17 protein-coding genes are annotated in these 16442 nt (G+C 56.3%); 16 read left to right on the top strand and 1 reads right to left on the bottom strand.

What is annotated here, in order from left to right; translation table 11 throughout:
* The first annotated feature begins 45 nt into the window (after window positions 1-45).
* The 9 genes from rmuC to hemB all read left to right on the top strand — a co-directional run bounded on the left by rmuC (window position 46) and on the right by hemB (window position 8204).
* Window positions 46-1572: a DNA recombination protein RmuC gene (gene rmuC, locus ACEQFP_RS12350; protein ID WP_370558313.1), complete on the top strand. Its 1527-nt coding sequence runs from the start codon at window positions 46-48 to the stop codon at window positions 1570-1572.
* A gap of 13 nt (window positions 1573-1585) precedes the next feature.
* Window positions 1586-2341, top strand: a complete 756-nt coding sequence (ubiE, locus tag ACEQFP_RS12345; RefSeq protein ID WP_005290256.1) for a bifunctional demethylmenaquinone methyltransferase/2-methoxy-6-polyprenyl-1,4-benzoquinol methylase UbiE — start codon at window positions 1586-1588, stop codon at window positions 2339-2341.
* 15 nt (window positions 2342-2356) lie between these two features.
* A complete protein-coding gene (locus ACEQFP_RS12340; protein WP_035599835.1) occupies window positions 2357-2962 on the top strand; it encodes an SCP2 domain-containing protein in 606 nt (201 codons plus the stop codon).
* Window positions 2959-4590 carry a ubiquinone biosynthesis regulatory protein kinase UbiB gene (gene ubiB / locus ACEQFP_RS12335; protein ID WP_370558312.1) on the top strand — a complete coding sequence of 544 codons (1632 nt, stop codon included), beginning with the start codon at window positions 2959-2961 and terminating at the stop codon, window positions 4588-4590. Before ACEQFP_RS12340 ends, ubiB begins: the two co-directional genes overlap by 4 nt.
* A 110-nt stretch (window positions 4591-4700) precedes the next feature.
* The gene (gene tatA, locus ACEQFP_RS12330; RefSeq protein ID WP_005290263.1) at window positions 4701-4970 is read left to right on the top strand and encodes a Sec-independent protein translocase subunit TatA; all 270 of its coding nucleotides are present in this window, start codon (window positions 4701-4703) and stop codon (window positions 4968-4970) included.
* 3 nt (window positions 4971-4973) lie between these two features.
* Window positions 4974-5510 (top strand): Sec-independent protein translocase protein TatB, encoded by a 537-nt coding sequence (gene tatB / locus ACEQFP_RS12325; RefSeq protein ID WP_097364219.1) that lies wholly within the window; start codon window positions 4974-4976, stop codon window positions 5508-5510.
* Window positions 5500-6294, top strand: coding sequence for a Sec-independent protein translocase subunit TatC (gene tatC, locus ACEQFP_RS12320; protein ID WP_005290267.1), 795 nt, complete (start codon window positions 5500-5502; stop codon window positions 6292-6294). The genes tatB and tatC overlap by 11 nt, the downstream gene beginning before the upstream one ends.
* An 89-nt stretch (window positions 6295-6383) precedes the next feature.
* Window positions 6384-7166, top strand: coding sequence for a 3'-5' ssDNA/RNA exonuclease TatD (gene tatD / locus ACEQFP_RS12315; protein ID WP_109611124.1), 783 nt, complete (start codon window positions 6384-6386; stop codon window positions 7164-7166).
* Between the two features lie 15 nt (window positions 7167-7181).
* Window positions 7182-8204: a porphobilinogen synthase gene (gene hemB / locus ACEQFP_RS12310; protein ID WP_005297183.1), complete on the top strand. Its 1023-nt coding sequence runs from the start codon at window positions 7182-7184 to the stop codon at window positions 8202-8204.
* Between the two features lie 53 nt (window positions 8205-8257).
* Here hemB and rfaH read toward each other — a convergent pair whose 3' ends face one another.
* Entirely contained in the window at window positions 8258-8749 is a 492-nt protein-coding gene (gene rfaH / locus ACEQFP_RS12305; RefSeq protein ID WP_005290274.1) for a transcription/translation regulatory transformer protein RfaH, read from the bottom strand.
* Between the two features lie 249 nt (window positions 8750-8998).
* Here rfaH and pepE point away from each other — a divergent pair, with 249 nt between their 5' ends.
* The 7 genes from pepE to hemG all read left to right on the top strand — a co-directional run bounded on the left by pepE (window position 8999) and on the right by hemG (window position 16299).
* The gene (gene pepE, locus ACEQFP_RS12300) at window positions 8999-9724 is read left to right on the top strand and encodes a dipeptidase PepE (RefSeq protein ID WP_035599824.1); all 726 of its coding nucleotides are present in this window, start codon (window positions 8999-9001) and stop codon (window positions 9722-9724) included.
* 129 nt (window positions 9725-9853) lie between these two features.
* Entirely contained in the window at window positions 9854-11344 is a 1491-nt protein-coding gene (gene ubiD / locus ACEQFP_RS12295; RefSeq protein ID WP_035599841.1) for a 4-hydroxy-3-polyprenylbenzoate decarboxylase, read from the top strand.
* 37 nt (window positions 11345-11381) lie between these two features.
* Window positions 11382-12083: an NAD(P)H-flavin reductase gene (gene fre, locus ACEQFP_RS12290; protein WP_035599821.1), complete on the top strand. Its 702-nt coding sequence runs from the start codon at window positions 11382-11384 to the stop codon at window positions 12081-12083.
* A 200-nt stretch (window positions 12084-12283) separates the two neighbouring features.
* Window positions 12284-13615 carry a Xaa-Pro dipeptidase gene (gene pepQ / locus ACEQFP_RS12285; RefSeq protein ID WP_035599817.1) on the top strand — a complete coding sequence of 444 codons (1332 nt, stop codon included), beginning with the start codon at window positions 12284-12286 and terminating at the stop codon, window positions 13613-13615.
* The gene (locus tag ACEQFP_RS12280; protein WP_005290288.1) at window positions 13615-14232 is read left to right on the top strand and encodes an IMPACT family protein; all 618 of its coding nucleotides are present in this window, start codon (window positions 13615-13617) and stop codon (window positions 14230-14232) included. The genes pepQ and ACEQFP_RS12280 overlap by 1 nt, the downstream gene beginning before the upstream one ends.
* 49 nt (window positions 14233-14281) lie before the next feature.
* Window positions 14282-15733: a Trk system potassium transporter TrkH gene (gene trkH, locus ACEQFP_RS12275; protein WP_005290289.1), complete on the top strand. Its 1452-nt coding sequence runs from the start codon at window positions 14282-14284 to the stop codon at window positions 15731-15733.
* A 17-nt stretch (window positions 15734-15750) separates the two neighbouring features.
* Window positions 15751-16299, top strand: coding sequence for a menaquinone-dependent protoporphyrinogen IX dehydrogenase (gene hemG / locus ACEQFP_RS12270; RefSeq protein ID WP_035599813.1), 549 nt, complete (start codon window positions 15751-15753; stop codon window positions 16297-16299).
* Window positions 16300-16442 lie beyond the last annotated feature (143 nt).

Genomic DNA, 16442 nt, shown 5'->3' with positions numbered 1-16442 from the left:
GGTGCTGATTACCGTGTCGGACGAGACAATGGAGGCGGAGGCAGGGTGGATAACGCGATAATATGGGTCGTCATAGCGGTGTTCGCTGGCGCGCTGATTGGTTGGTTGACGGCTTCGCTGCGAGCTCAGCAGGTCAGGGTGCTGCATGAACAGGCGTTGGGGGCGTTGGAGAGCCAGTTAGCCGCCGCACAGGAGCGCATCAGCCAACAGCAACTATGGCACGAGGAGTGCGAACGGCTTAATCAGGAGCTACGCGCATTGCGCGAGGTTAACAGCGCACAGGAGGCGGAGCTACGCGAGGTGACGATTCGCCTGGAAGAGACACGCATGGGGGCGGAGGATAAGCAGCGTTTGCTGCTGAATGCCGAGCAGCGGCTCAACGTTCAGTTCGAGAATCTCGCTAACCGTATCTTCGAGCACAGCGGGCGGCGGGTCGAGGAGCAGAATCGCCAGAGTCTCGATGCGCTCTTGATGCCACTGCGCGAACAGCTAGACGGCTTCCGTCGCCAGATTAATGATAGCTTCGGCCAGGAGGCGCGAGAGCGTCACACCTTGACCCATGAGATCCGCAACCTGCAACAGCTACACGCTCAGATGGCGCGTGAGGCGCTCAACTTGACGCGTGCCCTCAAGGGGGACAATAAGACGCAGGGGAACTGGGGCGAGGTCGTACTCAGTCGGGTATTGGAGTCCTCGGGCTTACGCGAGGGGTATGAGTACCATACGCAGGTCAGCGTGCAGACGGAAGATCGCGGACGCATGCAGCCCGATGTGGTGGTGCATTTGCCCCAAGGTAAGGATGTGGTGGTGGATGCCAAGATGTCGCTGGTGGCCTATGAGCGCTTCTTCAACGCGGAGGATGAGGCGGTGCGTGAACAGGCGCTACAACAGCATATCCTGTCGTTACGCACCCATATTCGCCAGTTGGGGCGTAAAGATTATCAACGTCTACCCGGCCTACAGACTCTGGATTACGTGTTGATGTTTATTCCGCTCGAACCGGCTTTCCAGGCGGCCATCGATCGCGATCCGGAGCTGATTAGCGAGGCGTTACGCCATAATATTATGCTGGCCAGCCCGACGACCTTATTAGTGGCACTACGCACCATTAATAATTTATGGCGTTACGAATATCAGAGTCAAAATGCGCAAAAAATCGCGGATCGTGCCGCTAAGCTATACGATAAGGTGCGCTTATTCGTCGATGATATGTCTACACTCGGACAAAATTTAGAGCGCGCTCAGTCAAGTTATCGTCAGGCAATGAACAAACTGAGTCACGGGCGTGGTAATCTGATAGGCCAAGTGGAAAGTTTTCGCGGGCTAGGCGTGGAAGTCAAGCGCCCCATCAGCCCGCCTCTGGTCCAGGATACCGGCCCGTTGTCAGCGGACGGAGAACGCGTCGCGGCAGCCTGCGTGGAGGCCGCATCCCCTGCTCGTTTCTCCACCCCCTCAGCGCCGGTAACGCCTGCCCTCCACCCCGTTGATGTTGATACTGTGTCGCTCCCCTCGGGCGACGTTGACGTTGAGGTGCCCTCGCCGCGGCCGGGTGCCATGCAACCACCAATTTAGGCTAAGGAAAGAAATGGTAGATCAAACGCCGGAAACCACTCACTTTGGTTATAAGACTGTCGCCACCACCGAAAAAGCTGGAAAAGTCGCGCAGGTGTTCCACTCCGTGGCGGGCAAGTACGATTTAATGAATGACCTGATGTCATTCGGCATCCACCGCCTGTGGAAGCGTTTTACCATCGATTGCAGCGGTGTGCGCCAGGGGCAGCGCGTGCTCGATCTGGCGGGTGGAACCGGCGATCTGGCGGCGAAATTCTCACGGATCGTGGGTGAGCAGGGCGAGGTGGTTCTGGCCGATATCAATGACTCGATGCTGAAGATCGGGCGTGAGAAGCTGCGCAACATGGGGATCGCCGGCAACCTGAACTATGTACAGGCGAATGCGGAAGCGTTGCCCTTTCCCGAGAATCATTTCGACTGCATCACCATCGCCTTTGGTCTGCGTAATGTGACAGATAAAAACAAGGCGTTGCGCTCCATGTTCCGGGTACTGAAGCCGGGTGGACGCCTGTTGGTGCTGGAGTTTTCCAAGCCGCAGTTTGCGGCCTTGAGTAAGGCGTATGATGCCTATTCATTCCACATATTGCCGCGTATCGGTGAGGCGGTGGCACACGATGGTGACAGCTACCGCTATCTGGCGGAGTCTATTCGTATGCATCCGGATCAAGAGACGCTGAAGTCGATGATGGACGAGGCCGGGTTTGAAAATACCTCCTACGATAATCTGACGGGCGGTATCGTGGCCCTGCATCGTGGCTATAAGTTCTAAGCTGAAGGAGACGGCATGCTGACTCCTTTATGCACGGCGTTATTGGAGCGCGCGCTGAATGGCGCGCTGTATCGGGATCGCGCGTTGCAGAGTGCCCGGCAACGTTTGGCCGGACGCGTGCTACAGATTGCGCTGGCGGAGCTGGATCGGCCCTTCTTCCTGAGTTTCAGTCAGCAGCAGGTCGATGTCTTGGCCGCCTGGGAAGGGGCGGTCGATTGCCGGGTGAGTACACGCTTGGCGGTATTGCCCCAACTGCGCGATCGCCGTCGTCTGGCGGCGTTGATGCATGCCGGAGATCTGCGGGTCGATGGGGATATTCAGGTGGTGCAGCAGTTGGTCGCCCTACTCGATCTCGCCGAGTGGGCGCCAGCCGAGTTCTTGGCACCGTATACCGGTGACATCGTGGCTCAGGGCGTGTGCTCGGCGGTGCAAAAAGGGGCGCAGGCGTTTGGCAGTACGCTGTGTCGGCAACGCGACTATGCCCGAGATGCGCTGATCGAAGAGTGGCGTCTCGCTCCCGGTGTGTTGGAGTATGCCTGGTTCCAGGACGAGGTCACGGCTCTGCAACGTCAAGAGGCGGCGTTAGCACAACGTCTTGCTCAATTGGAGAAGCGCCGATGACACCCAGTGAACTGCGCCGTCTCTGCCTGATTATTCGTGTCTTCTTGGCCTATGGTCTGGATGAGTTAATCCCGAAGATGCGCATTACCTTGCCGCTGCGTATCGGGCGTCGTTGCCTGTTTTGGATGCGCAACCGCCATGCGGACAAGCCACTCGGCGAGCGTTTACGTCTGGCATTGCAGACGTTGGGGCCGGTGTGGATCAAGTTTGGCCAGATGCTCTCGACGCGGCGCGATCTCTTCGCACCGGCCATCGCCGATCAGTTGGCGTTGTTGCAGGATCGCGTCGCGCCATTCGACGGCGCGCTGGCGCGCCAGCAGATTGAGGCGGCGCTAGGCGGCGATCTCTCTCAGTGGTTTGATCACTTTGATAGTCAGGCCTTAGCGTCGGCCTCCATCGCTCAGGTGCATACCGCCACGCTGCGGGAGAATGGTCGAGAGGTAGTGTTGAAGGTGATCCGGCCTGACATTCAACCGATCATCCGCGCCGATATTCGCTTGATGTATCGTCTGGCGGGCTGGGTACCTAAGTTGCTACCGGATGGGCGCCGTTTGCGCCCGCGCGAGGTGGTGCGCGAGTACGAGAAGACGTTGTTAGATGAGCTGAATCTGCTGCGTGAAGCCGCCAACGCCATCCAACTGCGGCGTAACTTCGATGGCAGCCCGATGCTGTATGTGCCGGAGGTGTTCTCTGACTATTGCCGTGAATCGGTACTGGTGATGGAGCGGATCTACGGGGTACCGGTGTCGGATATCGCAGCATTGCGCGCACAGAACACCAACATGAAACTGTTGGCAGAGCGCGGCGTACAGGTATTTTTTACCCAGGTATTCCGCGATAGTTTCTTCCATGCCGACATGCACCCAGGGAATATCTTCGTCAGTTATGATCATCCGCAGGATCCGCAATATATCGGCATCGACTGCGGTATCGTCGGCAGTCTGAATAAGGCGGATAAGCGTTATCTGGCGGAGAACTTCATCGCCTTCTTTAATCGTGACTACCGTAAAGTGGCGGAGTTGCATGTCGACTCTGGCTGGGTACCGCCGGACACCAACGTCGAAGAGTTCGAGTTCGCCATTCGTACCGTGTGTGAGCCGATCTTCGAGAAACCATTAGATCAGATCTCCTTTGGCCATGTGCTGCTTAACCTGTTTAACACCGCACGACGCTTCAATATGGAGGTTCAGCCGCAGCTGGTCCTGTTGCAGAAGACGCTGCTGTATGTCGAAGGGTTGGGGCGTCAGCTGTACCCACAGTTAGATCTCTGGACCACCGCCAAGCCCTTCTTGGAAAACTGGCTACACGATCAGGTCGGCTTACCAGCTTTGCTGCGTGCGCTGAAGGCGAAGGCACCTTACTGGAGTGAGAAATTGCCGGAAATGCCGGAGCTGTTGTATGACAGCTTACAACAGCAGCGGCGCCTGCAATACAGCATGGATAACATGACGCGTCAGTTGGGACAGCAGGGTAATAAACAGGGGCGGGCACGTTATCTTTTCGGTATTGGCGCCACCCTGTTGCTCAGTGGTACCATCCTTATGATGGCCGATGTTGCGATCTGGCCAGTGGGCCTGTATGTTGCTGGAGTCGTGATCTGGCTCGCAGGCTGGCGTTATATCCGGTGATCCATCCCTCGAATTAGGGAGATGTAAAGGTCCGAAAGACGTTCAAAATGACGAAGTGTACCGTATAATGCGGCGTCACGAATAACCCCTTGCGATAGAGGTGAGTAAAAATGGGCGGTATCAGCATTTGGCAGTTGTTGATTATTGCAGTGATCGTGGTGTTGCTGTTTGGCACCAATAAGCTGCGTACTCTGGGTTCGGATCTGGGTGCATCGATCAAAGGCTTTAAGAAAGCCATTGGTGATGATGAGAAGACGCCCCCTTCCAGCAATGCAAACAGCAGTGCGGCGCCTCAGGATGCCGATTTCAAATCGATCACTGAGCAGCAGCCGGAAGTGAAGAAAGACGAGTCCAAGAGTCAGAATAAAGAGCAGGTGTAAACCGTGTTTGACATCGGATTTAGTGAACTGCTGCTGGTAATGGTCATCGGCCTGGTGGTTTTGGGGCCGGAGCGGTTACCGGTAGCGGTGCGGACGGTAGCGGGATGGATCAAAGCGTTGCGCTCGTTGGCAACCTCGGTTCAGAACGAACTGTCGCAGGAATTGAAGCTCCAGGAGCTGCAGGATAGCCTCAAGAAAGCGGAAAGTGCTGGCTTGCAGAATCTGACTCCCGAGCTGAAAGCCTCCATGGATGAACTGAAGCAGGCAGCCGAATCAATGAAGCGCAGTTATCATTCAGAGATCACTGGATCCGATACGGACAAGGAGTCGGCGGCGGCGGAAACGATCCATCATCCAGATATGGTCAAACCGCAGCCTGATGCTGCGTTAGCGCCGCGGCAAGATGCGGCGCAGGATGTCCCAGCGGTGCCCCAGGATGGGCCGGCTACATCATCCAATCACGCCGATGCTACGCCTGCCAGCGTGCAGCCCGCATCGTCTCCATCCACCTCACAAGATAGTTCGCAGCATGGCCGTTGAAGATACCCAGCCGTTGATTAGTCATTTGATCGAGCTGCGTAAGCGGCTGTTAAATTCTATTGTTTGTATCCTGGTGGTGTTCTTGGCGTTGGTCTATTTTGCCAACGACATTTATCACCTGGTTTCAGCACCGCTGATCAGCCAGTTGCCGCACGGCGCCAGCATGATCGCTACCGATGTGGCATCGCCGTTTTTCACGCCGATTAAGCTGACTATGATCGTGTCGGTGTTTGTCTCCGCTCCGTTTATTCTGTATCAGGTTTGGGCCTTTGTGGCGCCGGCACTGTACAAGCATGAGCGGCGGATGCTGACACCGTTATTGATCTCCAGCACCCTGCTATTTTATGTCGGTATGGCCTTTGCCTACTTCGTGGTCTTCCCATTGGCCTTCGGTTTTTTTGCTAAGACCGCGCCTGCCGGGGTGACGATTGCGACCGACATCAATAATTATCTCGACTTCGTCATGGCGCTATTTATGGCGTTCGGCGTATCGTTCGAGGTGCCGGTGGCGATCATCCTGTTGTGTTGGACTGGGGTGACCACGCCGGCTGAGCTGAAGAAGAAGCGACCCTACGTCGTCGTCGGCGCCTTTGTCGTTGGTATGCTGTTGACGCCGCCGGACGTGTTCTCACAAACGCTGCTGGCCATTCCGATGTGCTTGCTGTTTGAGGTGGGGGTCTTCTTTGCCCGCTTCTATGTGGGGAAACGGCGCCGTGATGGCGAAGAGAGTGAAGATGGCGAGGATGACGCTCAACCCGATGAAGAACAGCCTAAAGCGGGCTGATCGGATCTCGCTTAACAGGCCGCCTTTTAGGGCGGCCTGTTTGTTTTTGCGCCGAGCCTCGCACGCTCATTATCACAAGGAGCCTGCTTATGTTGGATATCGGGGTCAATCTGACCAGTAGCCAGTTTGCCCAAGATGTGCCCCAGGTGGTTGCTCGCGCTCGTCAGGTCGGGTTAAATGGTATGATTATTACCGGGACCGATCTGGCAGAGAGTGTTCAGGCGCATCGCCTAGCACAGCGTTATCCCGGGTTTTGCTGGTCGACAGCGGGGGTTCATCCCCATGAGGCGCAGAGCTGGGGAGAGCATAGTGCCGCGGAGTTAGCGCGCTTGCTTAGTGAGTCCTCGGTGGTGGCGGTTGGGGAGTGTGGGTTGGATTTTGCTCGCAACTTTTCACCTCCGGCGCAACAAGAGGCGGCGTTTGAGGCTCAACTGAGTCTGGCTGCCCGTGTGTCGAAACCGTTATTTCTCCACTGCCGTGAGGCGCATCCACGCTTTATCGCGTTGTTGCGCCCCTGGCTGACGCAGATCCCTGGTGCGGTCGTGCACTGTTTTACCGGTACGCGTGAAGAGCTGGAGGAGTGCCTGGCGCTGGGGCTATATATCGGCATTACCGGCTGGATCTGCGATGAGCGGCGGGGCTTGGCGTTGCGGGCATTGCTGCCGCACATCCCCGCCGAGCGTTTACTGCTGGAGACGGATGCCCCCTATTTATTGCCGCGCGATTTAGCACCTAAACCGACGTCGCGGCGTAATGAACCCTGCTTTTTGCCCCACATCGTAGAGCAGGCGGCTCGCTGGCGACAACAGGATGCCAGCTGGCTGCGGCAGGTGACCGAAGACAATGCCCGTCGACTATTTCGACTGGCATAAGTAAAGGAGATTACCGTGAGCTATGCATTCCCAGGTGCCTTTCCGGGGCGCCGCCTGCGCCGTCTGCGCCGGCACGATTTCAGCCGCCGTCTATGCGCTGAAAACGTACTGACGGTCGACGATCTGATCTACCCCGTATTTGTGATGGAGGGGAATAACCATCAGGAAGCCGTCTCTTCGATGCCGGGTGTGCAGCGCATGACCATCGATGTGTTGGTGCGCGAGGCGGAGGCGATTGCCAAATTAGGGATCCCGGTTCTCTCGCTGTTTCCGGTTGTGGGGACGGAGAAGAAGTCGTTGTATGCCGAAGAGGCCTATAACGCCGACGGTCTGGTACAACGTGCGGTACGTGCGCTGAAGGATGCGGTGCCGGAGTTGGGGATCTTAACCGACGTCGCCCTGGATCCGTTCACCACCCATGGTCAGGATGGGGTGATCGATGAGGATGGCTATGTCGTCAACGATATCACTAAAGAGATCCTGGTTCGTCAGGCATTATCTCATGCTGAAGCCGGTGCCGATATCGTGGCACCGAGCGACATGATGGACGGCCGTATCGGCGCTATTCGTAACATGTTGGAGAGCCAGAAGCTGGTTAATACCCAGATCATGGCCTACTCCGCTAAGTATGCTTCGTGCTATTACGGCCCATTCCGCGACGCACTGGGATCTTCTGCGAACCTGAAGGGGGGCAATAAGAAGAACTACCAGATGGATCCGGCCAACGGTGACGAGGCGTTGCAGGAAGTGGCGCAGGATCTGCAAGAAGGGGCCGACATGGTGATGGTCAAGCCGGGGATGCCCTATCTGGATGTAGTCCGTCGCGTGAAGGATACTTTCGGCGTACCGACCTTTGCCTACCAAGTCTCTGGCGAGTATGCCATGCACATGGCCGCCATCCAGAATGGTTGGTTGCAGGAGCAGCCGGCGATCATGGAGTCGCTGCTGTGCTTCAAGCGTGCCGGTGCGGATGGCGTACTGACTTACTTCGCTAAGCGGGTGGCCCAATGGCTGCACGACGCTGAGATGAATCGCTGAGTGATGTGATATGACGAGGCCCGCCTAGGCGGGCCTCAAACGTATTGGCGAGACTAGAGGATCTTCTCAAAGTCGCCGTTGTCCACTGACTGACTCACTTCTTGGTTAAGGAGATTCAGGAGCAGGATGGCGCGCTTTTCGCCGTCGCTCTCACGATAAATCGCCTCAAGTCCGCTGAAGGCTCCCTGCAGGATACGGACCCTATCGCCAGGCATCGGCGTTTGTGGGGCGGCAGCCGTTGCCATCGGGGCCGTCATCAATTGCTTGATGACACGAAACGGTACAGTAGCGGGCCGCTTGCCGAAGCGGATAAAGTGGCTCACGCCGCGCGTCGATTGCACCGTCGTCGTGTGGATACGCTCCGGGTCGAGTTCGATAAACATATAGTTGGGGAACATCGGTTCCTGTACCTGAGTACGTTTACCGCGCACGACTTTCTCCAAGGCGATCATCGGGGTCACACAGGGGATCGCCTGACGTGTCAGGTGCTCACGCGCCCGCTCTAATTGTCCCCGTTTGCAATACAACAGATACCACGCTTCCATATTGTCATACTCCTCTCACGCGTTGCAGCCTATCATATCTCGCGGCGCGGGCAGAAGTGACTCGGCGCCGTGTGAGGGTATTTGCTCGCCAAATCGTGCCTTTTACACGGTTTTTTACCCGAGGTCGGCATAAGATCACATCAATAAATTTTATGTTTGGTTATAAAGGCCGGGAAAAATTGCTGCGCGACGTCGGCGCCTGTTTATCGGACGGTGTTGCGACGTCGGCGCTTTACCTCGGGGGAAATCATGGAGTTATTTTTACTGAGTAATGGCAAAGTATCCGGTGAGTCTGAACTGCTGGGTTATGCTAAAGGGATGATCCAGTCGATGCTACTGGAGAAGAAGATCCGCCGGGCATTATTGATCCCGTATGCGTTGATCCGTAGCGGCTATGATGCTCGCGCCGCCGAGCTGGAGCATTCGTTGGGTATCAAGGTGGAGAGCATCCATCATCACGCCGATCCGGTGAAGGCGTTGGAAGAGGCTGAGTGTATCCTGGTCAGCGGTGGTAATACTTGGGTGCTGAACCAGATGCTACATGAGAACGGTTTGGTCGTGCCGATCCAACGGGCGGTGCGTGAGCGTGAGATCCCTTATATCGGCTGGAGCGCCGGTTGTAACGTGGCCACACCGAGCATCCGTACGACCAATGATATGCCGGTACGCAACAGCGTGGTGTTACCATCGCTGGGGCTGTTCCCGGTGCAGATTAATCCACACTATATCGACGCGCACCTCAGTGGCCATATGGGGGAAACCCGTGATGAGCGCATCGCTGAGTTTTGTGCGGTAAACCCCAGCGAGTCGGTGATTGCGTTGCGTGAGGGAAGTCTGCTGCATGTCAGCGGCGAGACGCTGCAATACTATAGTGCTAAGGCGCAGGGCTATAAGGTCTTCCGCCATGGCGAAGAGGCTCGTGAGTACCACGATACTCAGGCGCTCGCGTCGTTGGTGCCGTTCCACTGCCGCTAAGTGAAGGTTTGAGGCGCATCGTCTGGCGGCTCTTTTTCTCTGCATGAGTTACCTGTTTGTAACAAAAGTGCAGCAAGTCGGGTGAAGAACGCTTATAATGTGCTCTTCACCCGAATCTATAAGAATGCCATGAAATACCGTGACTTGCGTGAATTCATCGAGTTGCTCGAACAGCGCGGTGAGCTAAAACGTATCCAACACCCTATCGATCCCTATTTGGAAATGACCGAGATCGCCGATCGTACCCTACGTGCCGGCGGGCCAGCCTTATTGTTTGAAAATCCGAAAGGTTATGACATTCCCGTGTTATGTAACCTGTTCGGTACACCGCAACGGGTGGCGTTAGGGATGGGGCAGGAGGAGGTGGGTGCGCTACGCGACGTAGGGAAACTCCTGGCCTTCCTCAAGGAGCCCGAGCCGCCGAAGGGGTTCCGCGATCTGGTGGATAAGCTGCCTCAGTTTAAGCAGATTTTAAATATGCCGACCAAGCGTCTGAGCAAGGCGCCCTGCCAAGAGCGCGTCTATCAAGGCGATGAGGTTGATCTGGCGACATTGCCGGTGATGCATTGCTGGCCGGAAGATGTCGCTCCCTTGGTCTCTTGGGGGCTGACGGTGACGCGGGGGCCACATAAGAGCCGCCAGAATCTGGGGATCTATCGTCAGCAGGTATTGGGTAAGAATAAACTGATCATGCGCTGGCTCTCGCATCGTGGCGGGGCGCTAGATTTTCAGGAGTGGTGTCAGGCGCATCCCGGGGAGCGCTTTCCCGTCGCGGTCGCGTTAGGGGCTGACCCGGCGACACTGCTGGCTGCGGTGACGCCGGTACCGGATACCCTTTCAGAGTATGCGTTTGCCGGTTTGCTACGCGGCCATAAGAGTGAAGTGGTGAAGTGTCTTTCCTGCGATCTGGAGGTGCCCGCCAGCGCCGAGATCGTGTTGGAGGGGTATATCGAGGCGGGTGAGTTGGCTCCTGAGGGGCCTTATGGAGACCACACCGGCTACTACAATGAGGTGGAGCGTTTCCCGGTCTTTACCGTCACTCATCTGACCCGGCGTGAACAGCCGATTTACCATTCGACCTATACCGGACGGCCACCGGATGAGCCTGCGGTGTTAGGTCTGGCGCTGAACGAGGTCTTCGTTCCCATCTTGCAGAAGCAGTTTCCCGAGATTGTCGACTTTTACCTCCCCCCTGAGGGATGCTCCTACCGCATGGCGGTGGTGACGATGAAAAAGCAGTATCCTGGCCATGCTAAGCGGGTGATGATGGGCGTGTGGTCATTCCTTCGCCAATTTATGTACACCAAATTTGTGATTGTTTGTGACGATGATATCAATGCCCGCGATTGGCAGGATGTGATTTGGGCATTGACGACACGAATGGATCCAGCGCGTGATACGCTATTAGTGGAAAATACCCCGATTGATTATCTGGACTTTGCTTCTCCGGTATCCGGTTTAGGCTCGAAAATGGGGCTGGATGCGACCAATAAGTGGCCGGGAGAGACACAGCGGGAGTGGGGGAGACCCATCGTGATGGATGAGCGTGTACGGGAGAGAGTCGACGCCATTTGGAACGAGTTGAACATTTTTGCTAACGATGATGAGGATGCACAGTAGTTTCAACGCTGTGCGCATGAGCCGATAGAGTAATCACATGACAATGTTGAGCTGTAAAGTTACTTCAGTAGATGCCATTACGGATACCGTGTATCGCGTGCGTCTGGTGCCTGAGCAGGCGGTCGCTTTTCGCGCCGGCCAATATCTGATGGTGGTGATGGATGAGCGGGATAAACGTCCCTTCTCCATGGCGTCCACACCGTTACAGAGCGACTGCATCGAACTGCATATCGGCGCATCGGAATTGAATCTCTACGCCATGGCGGTCATGGATCGTATCCTGCGCGATCGGGAGCTGTGTGTCGATATGCCCCACGGTGACGCCTGGCTGCGCGAGGATAGTCAGCGTCCTCTGGTGTTGATTGCCGGCGGAACCGGATTTTCTTATACCCGTTCGATCTTGCTGATGGCGTTGGCGCAACACCCGCAGCGTGAGATTGCCCTCTATTGGGGGGGGCGTGAACTGAAGCATCTGTACGATCTGGACGAGTTATCGCGGCTGAGCGAGCGTTACCCGAATCTCCGGGTCATCCCGACGGTAGAGCAGCCGGAGGCCGACTGGGCGGGGCGAACGGGGACGGTGATCAGCGCGGTGATGCAAGACTACGGCTCGCTGGCCGAACACGATATCTATATCGCCGGTCGTTTCGAGATGGCGAAGATCGCCCGTGAGCGTTTCTGTAATGAACGGGAAGCTAACCCGGAGCATATTTACGGCGACGCATTCGCGTTTATCTGATCGAGCAAGCGGGAGACGTAGGACGTCTGCCGCTCATGGCGATGCGGGGTAGCGTGATCCGCTTTTTGCCCCGTATCACTCTCATCGCCCTCTCTGCATCTCGGGCATTGCCGCCTCTTTAGCCGGGTCGCCGCGAGGGGATTTTGTGCACTACCCTATGCTAAGATGGGCACTATTCGACGTCTGTAAAGGGTAATGACATGGATACCTTGGCCTCGCTCTACACGAAGCACCTCGCGCTACTGCAACAGCGCGCACGCACCATTCTGGAACGTCATAATCTGGATGGCTTACTGATCCATTCTGGCGAACCGCTTGGCCGCTTTCTGGATGATCAAGATTACCCTTTTAAAGTTAATCCGCACTTTAAGGCCTGGGTCCCGGTGACACAGGTGCCGCATAGCTGGCTGTGGGTCGACGGCGTCAATAAACCTAAGCTATGGTTCTATTCGCCATTAGACTATTGGCATAGCGTCTCTCCGCTTCCTCAGGCCTTCTGGACGGAACAGGTGGAGATGACGGCGCTGCGCCAGGTCGATGAGATCGGCGCGCTACTGCCAAGCGAGCGTCACAATGTGGCCTATATTGGGCCGAATAGTGAGCGGGCGCGGGCGCTAGGGATCAGTGAGGCCAATCTGAATCCCCAAGCAGTGCTGGATTTTCTGCATTACCACCGTGCCTATAAGAGCGAGTATGAGCAGGCTTGTATGCGTGAGGCGCAGCGGATCGCGGTAGACGGCCATCAGGCGGCGCTCGAGGCTTTCCGTGCGGGGATGAGTGAATTCGATATCAACCTGGCTTATCTGAGTGCGACGGGGCAGGGCGACAACGATGTCCCTTATGACAACATCGTCGCCCTCAATCAGCATGCCGCTGTCCTACACTATACCCATTTAGAGCGCCGGGCCCCCGCCGAGATCCAGAGTTTCCTGATCGATGCCGGTGCGGAGTTCAATGGTTATGCCGCAGATTTGACTCGAACTTACGCCGCACAGGCGCAGAGTGACTTTGCCGCCCTGGTTGCCGACGTTAATCAGGCACAGCAGGCGCTGATCGCCACCCTGCGCTGCGGTGTGCGCTATAGCGACTATAATTTACAGTTCCATCAGCGTCTGGCGGCGATTCTGCGTCAGCATCACATTCTGACCGGTATTAGCGATGAGGCAGCGGTAGCGCAAGGGCTGACCACGCCGTTTATGCCGCATGGCCTGGGGCATCCGCTCGGGCTGCAGGTGCACGATGTCGCGGGTTTTATGCAGGATGAGCAAGGGACACATCTGGCCGCGCCGGCGCAATATCCTTATCTGCGGTGTACGCGCATCATGGAGCCAGGCATGGTGATGACCATCGAGCCGGGGCTTTATTTCATCGATACGTTGTTGGCGCCGTGGCTGGAGGGTGAGTTTGGCCATCACTTCGACCGTCGTCGTATCGAGGCGTTGCGTCCCTATGGCGGTATTCGTATTGAAGATAACGTGATCTTCCATGCGAATGGCGTAGAGAACATGACGCGCGACCTGCATCTCGCCTGATGTTACAGCCGTACCCCATTCCTGCGCAGGCCGTCAGTGTCTGCGAGGAGATTAAGAAAAGCCGCTTCATTACGTTGCTGGCTCATACGCCGGGCGTCGAGGCGGCGAAGGCCTTCATCCAGGAGACAAAGCGTAATCATCCCGATGCGCGCCACCACTGTTGGGCATTTGTGGCCGGTGCGCCGGATGATACTCAGCAACTGGGGTTCTCGGATGATGGTGAGCCATCCGGTACGGCGGGTAAGCCGATGTTGGCCCAACTGATGGGCAGCGGCGTGGGAGAGATCTGTGCGGTAGTCGTGCGCTATTACGGAGGGATCAAGCTGGGGACGGGCGGTCTGGTCCGAGCCTATGGCAGCGGCGTTCAGCAGGCGTTGCAGGCGCTCCATTGCCAACAGCGGGTGCCGATGGTGGACTATACCCTGTGTTGCGATTATGCCCAGTTGGCGCAGGTTGAAGGGATCGTGGAGCAGGCCGGCGGTCATGTGCAGGGTAGCTCGTTCACTGCACAGGTGATGCTGCAGCTTAGTTTACCGTGTGGCCGTCAGGATGAGGTCGGCGAGAAACTCCGCAACATCAGCCGTGGTGCATTGCAATTGCAGGTAACTTCGCAATAATCCGCGCTCTCCCGTTATTGAGTTCTCATTGAGCAAGGAATGTTTCTGGATGCATTTTCGCGCCATCATTCGCATCGTCGGCCTACTGGTTATTCTCTTCTCCGGTACTATGTTTATTCCCGGGTTGGTGGCACTCATCTATCGCGATGGTGCCGGGCGCGCCTTTGTGGAAACCTTTTTCGTCGCCCTCGGGATCGGCCTGCTGCTCTGGTGGCCGCAGCGTAAGCAGAAGCACGAGCTGAAGCCACGCGAAGGTTTTCTTATCGTCGTGTTGTTTTGGACTGTGCTAGGGAGTGTCGGGGCGCTGCCCTTCCTCTTTTCTGAGCGCCCCAATCTCAGCGTCACCGATGCCTTCTTCGAATCATTCTCGGGGTTGACGACCACCGGGGCGACCACGTTGGTCGGTTTGGACTCGCTACCCAAAGCGATACTGTTCTACCGCCAGATGCTGCAATGGCTGGGGGGGATGGGGATCATCGTGTTGGCGGTGGCCATCTTGCCGATCCTGGGCGTCGGTGGCCTACAGCTTTACCGGGCCGAGATGCCGGGACCGTTGAAAGATAATAAGATGCGGCCGCGCATTGCCGAGACGGCGAAAACCCTGTGGCTGATCTATGTGATGCTGACTATCGCCTGTGCCATCGCATTATGGGGGGCAGGAATGGATGTGTTCGACGCTATCTCGCACAGCTTTTCAACCATCGCCATCGGCGGCTTTTCGACCCATGATGCCAGTATCGGTTACTTTAATAGCCCGACCATCAACACCATCATCGCGGTGTTCTTACTGATCTCTGGCTGTAATTTCAGCCTGCATTTTGCCTTCCTCAGCGGAAGGAGCCCCAAGGTCTACTGGCGCGACCCCGAGTTTCGCATGTTTATCGTGGTACAACTGACGCTGGTCAGCGTATGTACGCTGGTGCTATGGCTACATAATGTGTATGCCAGCGGTTGGCAAACGGTGAATCAGGCCTTCTTCCAGGTCGTCTCGATGGCCACCACCGCGGGGTTTACTACTGACAGTATCGCCAAGTGGCCACTGTTCCTACCGGTCTTGCTGCTCTGTTCCGCGTTTATCGGCGGTTGTGCCGGTTCTACGGGCGGTGGGCTGAAGGTTATCCGTATTCTTCTTCTGTTCTTGCAGGGGTCGCGTGAGTTGAAACGTCTGGTACATCCTAACGCGGTCTACACCATCAAACTGGGTAACCGCGCCTTACCAGAGCGGATCTTGGAGGCCGTATGGGGATTCTTCTCTGCTTATGCGTTGGTCTTTATCATCAGCATGCTGGCAATTATCGCGACGGGAGTGGATGACTTCTCTGCGTTTGCCGCGGTGGTGGCCACGTTGAATAACCTTGGGCCCGGCCTCGGGGTTGTGGCCGATAACTTTACCTCGATGAATGATGCCGCTAAATGGATACTGGTGGTCACCATGCTGTTTGGCCGCTTGGAAGTCTTTACATTATTGGTACTCTTTACGCCAACCTTCTGGCGCAACTGATGGAATAGGGGTCAGGTATGAAAACCTTAGTGCTGTACTCGAGCCATGACGGGCAAACCAAGGCCATCGCGACGGCGATCGTGACGGCGATGAGCGAGACGCTGGAATGTGAGCTGCGAGATCTCGATCAGGCGGCAGATATCGATCTGTGCGCTTATCAAGCCGTCGCGATTGGGGCCGCGGTGCGTTATGGCCACTTCCCTCGCACATTGTACCGTTTCGCTCAGCGTCATGCTCAGCAACTGAATACCATGCCGAGTGCCTTCTTTGCTATTAACCTGACGGCGCGTAAACCGGAAAAGCGGACGCCGCAGACCAATGGTTATACGCGTAAGTTTCTATTGGCGACGCCTTGGCAACCGACACAATGTGTCGTCTTTGCGGGCGCATTGCGTTATCCCCGCTATGGTTGGCTAGATCGCGTGATGATTAAGATGATTATGAAGATGACTGGCGGCGAGACGGATACGACGAAAGAGATCGAATATACCGACTGGCAGCAGGTTGACCATTTTGCACGCGATTTTGCTCATTTTGTGGACGAATCCGCGAAAGCTACCGTCTAATTTATCAAATTTGTTGAAAAATAAATCGAACGGCAGATTTTTTAAAATTAAGACTTGTCACCTCGTGAGAAGTCCCTATAATGCGCCACCACTGACCGGGAACAACGACAACAACGTCGCCCAGCCAGGCAGAGAAAGCAAAA

The organism is Edwardsiella sp. A.80236, from assembly GCF_044540725.1.
GTDB lineage: Bacteria > Pseudomonadota > Gammaproteobacteria > Enterobacterales > Enterobacteriaceae > Edwardsiella > Edwardsiella tarda.
This window is presented reverse-complemented; position numbering and strand designations above follow the sequence as displayed.

Bases quoted from the DNA above. Each gene is read 5' to 3' on its own strand.
- ubiE (WP_005290256.1), top strand. From the start codon at position 1,586: ATGGTAGATCAAACGCCGGAAACCACTCACTTTGGTTATAAGACTGTC.
- ACEQFP_RS12340 (WP_035599835.1), top strand. From the start codon at position 2,357: ATGCTGACTCCTTTATGCACGGCGTTATTGGAGCGCGCGCTGAATGGC.
- ubiB (WP_370558312.1), top strand. From the start codon at position 2,959: ATGACACCCAGTGAACTGCGCCGTCTCTGCCTGATTATTCGTGTCTTC.
- tatA (WP_005290263.1), top strand. From the start codon at position 4,701: ATGGGCGGTATCAGCATTTGGCAGTTGTTGATTATTGCAGTGATCGTG.
- tatC (WP_005290267.1), top strand. From the start codon at position 5,500: ATGGCCGTTGAAGATACCCAGCCGTTGATTAGTCATTTGATCGAGCTG.
- tatD (WP_109611124.1), top strand. From the start codon at position 6,384: ATGTTGGATATCGGGGTCAATCTGACCAGTAGCCAGTTTGCCCAAGAT.
- rfaH (WP_005290274.1), bottom strand. From the start codon at position 8,749: ATGGAAGCGTGGTATCTGTTGTATTGCAAACGGGGACAATTAGAGCGG.
- pepE (WP_035599824.1), top strand. From the start codon at position 8,999: ATGGAGTTATTTTTACTGAGTAATGGCAAAGTATCCGGTGAGTCTGAA.
- ubiD (WP_035599841.1), top strand. From the start codon at position 9,854: ATGAAATACCGTGACTTGCGTGAATTCATCGAGTTGCTCGAACAGCGC.
- fre (WP_035599821.1), top strand. From the start codon at position 11,382: ATGACAATGTTGAGCTGTAAAGTTACTTCAGTAGATGCCATTACGGAT.
- pepQ (WP_035599817.1), top strand. From the start codon at position 12,284: ATGGATACCTTGGCCTCGCTCTACACGAAGCACCTCGCGCTACTGCAA.
- ACEQFP_RS12280 (WP_005290288.1), top strand. From the start codon at position 13,615: ATGTTACAGCCGTACCCCATTCCTGCGCAGGCCGTCAGTGTCTGCGAG.
- trkH (WP_005290289.1), top strand. From the start codon at position 14,282: ATGCATTTTCGCGCCATCATTCGCATCGTCGGCCTACTGGTTATTCTC.
- hemG (WP_035599813.1), top strand. From the start codon at position 15,751: ATGAAAACCTTAGTGCTGTACTCGAGCCATGACGGGCAAACCAAGGCC.